This window comes from Phyllobacterium sp. P5_D12, assembly GCF_054049495.1.
In genome coordinates this window covers 1-4,662 of the sequence record NZ_JBFUMG010000362.1, presented here as the reverse complement: position 1 = coordinate 4,662, position 4,662 = coordinate 1, and the positions used below count along the sequence as shown (strand labels likewise).

At 56.8% G+C, this 4,662-nt stretch carries 3 protein-coding genes and 2 pseudogenes; 2 read left to right on the top strand and 3 right to left on the bottom strand.

Translation table 11 applies throughout. From position 1 onward, the window contains the following. Together ACXJ5O_RS19425 and ACXJ5O_RS19420 are read right to left on the bottom strand one after the other, a co-directional pair. Positions 1 to 497: pseudogene (locus tag ACXJ5O_RS19425) on the bottom strand (autotransporter outer membrane beta-barrel domain-containing protein); the annotation flags it as partial. Between the two features lie 48 nt (positions 498 to 545). Beyond that, positions 546 to 1,853, bottom strand: a pseudogene (locus tag ACXJ5O_RS19420) (hypothetical protein); the annotation flags it as partial. 565 nt (positions 1,854 to 2,418) lie between these two features. Between ACXJ5O_RS19420 and ACXJ5O_RS19415 the strand changes: the two are divergent. Further along, positions 2,419 to 3,051 (top strand): sulfotransferase family 2 domain-containing protein, encoded by a 633-nt coding sequence (locus ACXJ5O_RS19415; protein WP_457301327.1) that lies wholly within the window; start codon positions 2,419 to 2,421, stop codon positions 3,049 to 3,051. A gap of 15 nt (positions 3,052 to 3,066) precedes the next feature. Here the strand turns inward: ACXJ5O_RS19415 and ACXJ5O_RS19410 are convergent, their stop codons facing one another. Next, positions 3,067 to 3,618 carry a GGDEF domain-containing protein gene (locus ACXJ5O_RS19410; RefSeq protein WP_112530286.1) on the bottom strand — a complete coding sequence of 184 codons (552 nt, stop codon included), beginning with the start codon at positions 3,616 to 3,618 and terminating at the stop codon, positions 3,067 to 3,069. A gap of 343 nt (positions 3,619 to 3,961) precedes the next feature. On the opposite strand from ACXJ5O_RS19410, the gene ACXJ5O_RS19405 reads away from it, so the two are divergent. Further along, on the top strand, positions 3,962 to 4,618 hold the full coding sequence (locus ACXJ5O_RS19405; protein WP_457301326.1) for a protein-L-isoaspartate O-methyltransferase family protein: 657 nt from the start codon (positions 3,962 to 3,964) through the stop codon (positions 4,616 to 4,618). Positions 4,619 to 4,662 lie beyond the last annotated feature (44 nt).

Genomic DNA, 4,662 nt, shown 5'->3' with positions numbered 1-4,662 from the left:
GGCTGGTAGAGTGGGCCACTTACTGGCGGTGTCGTCGGCGAACTGGTCGGTGCCAATTGGGAACGCAGGTACCAGTCGCCATCACCAGGGGTGCTCATGCCATTCTTGTTCAATGTATAGCCATAGGCACCGGCGACGACCGCCTGCTGTCCACCGATCACATAGTCGCCCAGCAGTGAAAATGTGCCATTGGATGCTCCCGCTACATCGACGATCTTGATGCCCTCGACCGTTTGGGCGCCGGTTCCGCCGAGATTGGTCACCCGCACACTGGTCGTGCCTGCGGTGTCGCCGGTGACGACAAGCCGGTCGGTGGGCGAGGCATCGCCGCCGAGCTCGGACTCGATCACCAGCGTGCCACCATTGCCGGTGTAGTTGCCGTCGACCGTCAATGTGCCGATCGAGTTGCCGGGCGCGATCGTACCGTCGCTCRTCGTTGTACCGACCTCGCCAGTGCCTTGCAGCCGCCCGCCCGTCTGAACATTCACCGTCCCGCCAAGAATGCCGTTCACCGACAGCGTGCCCGCCTTGATCGTGGTGCTGCCTGCGAAGGCGGAATTGTCGGCGGTCATGATCGTCGTGCCGGTGCCGATCTGGCTGATCGCGCCAGTGCCCAGAACGAGATTGTCGAAGGTGAACGTGTTTGAGCGGTTGAAGGCGAGCGTCCCGGCACTGGCAGTGGTGAGATTACCGATGACACTGCCGCTGGTGCCGCCATTGCCAAGTTGCAAGGTGCCGTCCTGRATGTTCCAGTTCGTGGTGGCCGTGCCTGTGCCGGTCAGCGCCCAGGTGCTGGTGCCAGTCTTCTCGAAGGTATCGAAGTTCTGGTATTGTGGACCGATCGCCGAAACGTCGAAGATATCGTTTGCCGCGCCACCGAGGCGCAACGTGTCGCCGGTTCCGGTGGCGTGGGCGATGACGTTTCCTTCGATGACCGAACCGGCCTGCAGCTCGAGGGTCAATGAGTTTGTTGCACCCGGCTGAAGCAAAATGGCATTGGCCTGGCCGGCCCCAGCGCGAATGGTCCCGCTATTTATAAGGTCCAAACTGGCGCTAATTGAGTTGTTGAGGATAGCGATCGCTCCGGCTCCGCCTTCGATCGCACCGTTATTAACGATGATTCCGGTTCCTATGCGGGCATACAGCGCGGCCCCCGCTGTCGGAGTCGTCCCATTTAGAGGACCATCACCGCCGCGAATCGTTCCATTGTTGACCAATGTGCTGGTTCCAGTGGCACCACCAATATCGACACCATTTCCACCGGACGCCGTGGCGCTGGCGCCTCCCTGGATAATGCCATTATTGGTCAGCGACGAATTTGAAAAAATCCGAACACCCGTCCCTCCGGATCCGCCTGCTCCGCCGCCTGCTCCACCAGTAACCGAACCATTGTTGACGGCCGCAGCTGACTGGTTGAGCCAGATTCCTGTCTGTCCAGCTGTCGTGCCAGCAGGGCCAGCGCCACCGGCAACCAGCGCGCCGGAAAACGTGATCTGGGAGCCAGATGGAAACGGACCCGAGAGATGAACTGCCCCTCTACTGCCCACGGTTGCGGCGTTATAGGTTCCCGAGAGAGTAAAACCTTGCGCATCGATCGTGATCGGTTTGGCTGGCGACGGCAAGGCCGTATTGGTCACTGCGAAACTGCTGGTCACTACAATCGTCGCGGTAGAATCCCCGTCGCCGTTCGCGGTGCTGATCGCCGCCCGGAGCTGCGCATCGTTGGCGACAAAAAAGGTGGCGGCCGAAGCCGGTGACGGCAGCAGGCCACCTATCGCAAGTACGGCCGAGCAGGYGCCCGCCAGCAGTTTTTCCTTGCTGGTGAATAGAATTCCAACGGCTCTGCCGCTCATGATGCCCCCGAATGATCTGCCCCAAAATAGCCCAAAAGTACTACGCGCGATTCGACCGCACCTGCAACCGACAGTTGTGATCACATCGTTGTGTGATTAATTATTTCTTCTCTGGGTTGCTTCGCGGCAACACGAAATTGAATGCGCGCTCCCGTCAGAACTACGCGCAAAACATGACAAGCCAGCGACGGTGGTTGTGAAGGCTGGTAGATCCTATCGATGCCGATGTCGGTTCATCGTTCGCTCGGTTGCCATGACATTCAGCCCATAGGTTTCTTGACGTGAGTTCAGAAGGTGTCATACTTTCGTCTATAGGCATCTTTCCTGGGGGTAGTGCCATGCAATATGTAGGGGACAAGCTTACGAGCGCCGTTGCGCAGATTAGACAACGTGAGAGGGGGCTCTCCTCATATCTCGCTTGCCGATGGTCTGCGTTCAAGACTGCTTCTGTATCTGTCTATTGCAGGCTGGTTGACGCTTTATACTGAGTTCGGCCTTCCTGGCGGACGACTGCACCTACAAATTTGCATCATCGTGTGGACCGCGATCCTTGAGAAGGTGGTGGATGTTCGTTTCTGTCGAGAAAAATTTTATCTTTGTTCATGTTGCAAAGACAGGTGGCCAAGCGTTGAAGCGGGCCCTGCGCCCCTATGCCGTGAAGAAAGCCTCCGGCCAATGGCGGCGGCTTCTGTCGCACCTGCCTGTCGCGGAAGATGTCGACATTCAGTTTGGCCCGCATGCCTCGGTGCGCTGGGCAAAGCTGAAATTGCCACGCCCTTTCTTCGAAGGGGCCTTCAAATTCGGACTTGTGCGCAACCCTTACGATCTCGCTGTCTCGCGCTACGCTTTCGTGCGCGGCCAGGGCAACCATCATCGCCATAAAGACGCCCAGAAGCAGAGTTTCGCGGATTTCCTGCGCCAGGAGCGCCGCCGCGCATTGTGGCGCCCCCGCGATCAAAGCTCGATGCTGTGCGATTTCGACGGCAAACTGCTGGTGGACCAGGTCTACCGCTTTGAACGGATGGAGGAGGCGTTCGCCGATATCATCACGCGGCTGGACCTGGACGAGTCCCCGGAACTCACCCGCAAGAATGCCAGCAAGCGCGGTGCCTATCAGGAGTATTACACGCCGGTGGAGCGAAAGCTCGTCGAGCAGATATGGAAGAGAGATCTCGAAAAATTCGAATACGAATTTTAGCGCAACAAGGACCGATTAGCTGGAACGCCGTTCGGAATATCGGCGATAGACGCCTTTGCCGGCCTTCTTGGCGATATAAAGCGCAGCATCACCGCACCAGAGCAGGCTTTCCGGCGTATCGCCGTCACGTGGTGCGAGGGCGGCTCCAATCGTGACGCTGATGGCCACGGGCTCGGGACCGCCGAGATCATAGGGTTGCGACACCGATCCGATAATACGGTCGGCAACGCTGGCTACCTCGTTGGACGTCGCCTGCAACAGGACAATGGCAAATTCATCACCCCCCATGCGATAGACAACATCATTCTTGCGCAGGCATGATTGCAGGCGATCTGCTACAAGCTTTAAAAGACTATCGCCTTCGGCGCGTCCGTATTGATCGTTGAATTTCTTGAAACCGTCGAGATCAATACAAAGAATAGCAAATTGCAAGCGATCATCGAAGTCACTCTGGGCGTAGGAGCCACAAAGACTATCGAGATGGTCTTCAAGTGCAGCTCTGTCCGCCAGCCCGGTCAGCTCATCCTGGCTTATAGGGAAGTCATTGAATCCCTTGATCTCAATCATCTGCTTTGCATTCCTACCGTTCGCAGGACGACTCCCATCTGCAAGTATAGAATGACAGGTGCAGCCAATCTATTCAATCCCGGATTAACCCTAGGGTTAAAGGAACTATCACTGTGGGTGGTGCGCGGATGCCGCATCGGGAAATTATCGGAAGGGGATCAGTGTGCGGCGTTAGTCATTCATTGACGCTGATGGAAATTTTTGCCACATCCTCTGATAATTATCGCTTCTGGTCACGGATGGGTAACCATAAAGGCCGTAAGGTCCGTACCGATCGTCAGGAGCATGTCACGCGCTTGCAAGCGCTTTGCGTTGCGGGTGCCTTGAAGAGAGCTTGTAGACCATGACGCTGAATTTTGAAGACCTGCGGATCAAGATGGTCGACAATCAGTTGCGCACGACTGATGTGACCGACAAACCCTTGCTCCAGGCTTTTCTTGACGTGCCGCGCGAGAAGTTCGTGCCAAGTTTCCGCATGCCTCTCGCCTATATCGATGATGACGTCCTTGTTGCGGACGGCCGTTATCTGATGGAGCCTTCGCCTTTCGCCAAGATGGCACAGCTTGCCAACATTCAGCCGGAAGATGCCGTGCTCGATATCGGATGTGCCACCGGCTATTCCTCGGCGGTCCTGTCGCGGGTCGCGCGTTCGGTCGTGGCGGTCGAATGTGACGCCGAACTTGCGGGGCAGGCGGTCTCGAATCTGGAAAGCCTCGGGTTCGATAATGTCGTCGTGGTTAATGCGCCGCTCCAAGGCGGCCACGCTTCCGAAGCGCCCTATGATGTAGTTCTAATTGAGGGTAGCGTTGATCACGTTCCTGCGTCATTATTTGATCAGTTGAAGAACGGCGGAAGACTCGTAGTTGTTGAGGGGGCGGGAAACTCTGGAAAATCAATGATTTACGTGAAAAACGACGGAATCGTTTCGGGACGCCGTGCATTCAATTCTGCGGTCAAAGCGCTCCCCGGCTTCGAAAAAATAGCCGAGTTTGAGTTCTGAAACCCGCTGCATATGAGACAAAAGTGCAACGGTCGGCCACTTTG

Coding starts and splice junctions, on each gene's coding strand:
- ACXJ5O_RS19415 (WP_457301327.1), top strand. CDS start 2,419: ATGTTCGTTTCTGTCGAGAAAAATTTTATCTTTGTTCATGTTGCAAAG.
- ACXJ5O_RS19410 (WP_112530286.1), bottom strand. CDS start 3,618: ATGATTGAGATCAAGGGATTCAATGACTTCCCTATAAGCCAGGATGAG.
- ACXJ5O_RS19405 (WP_457301326.1), top strand. CDS start 3,962: ATGACGCTGAATTTTGAAGACCTGCGGATCAAGATGGTCGACAATCAG.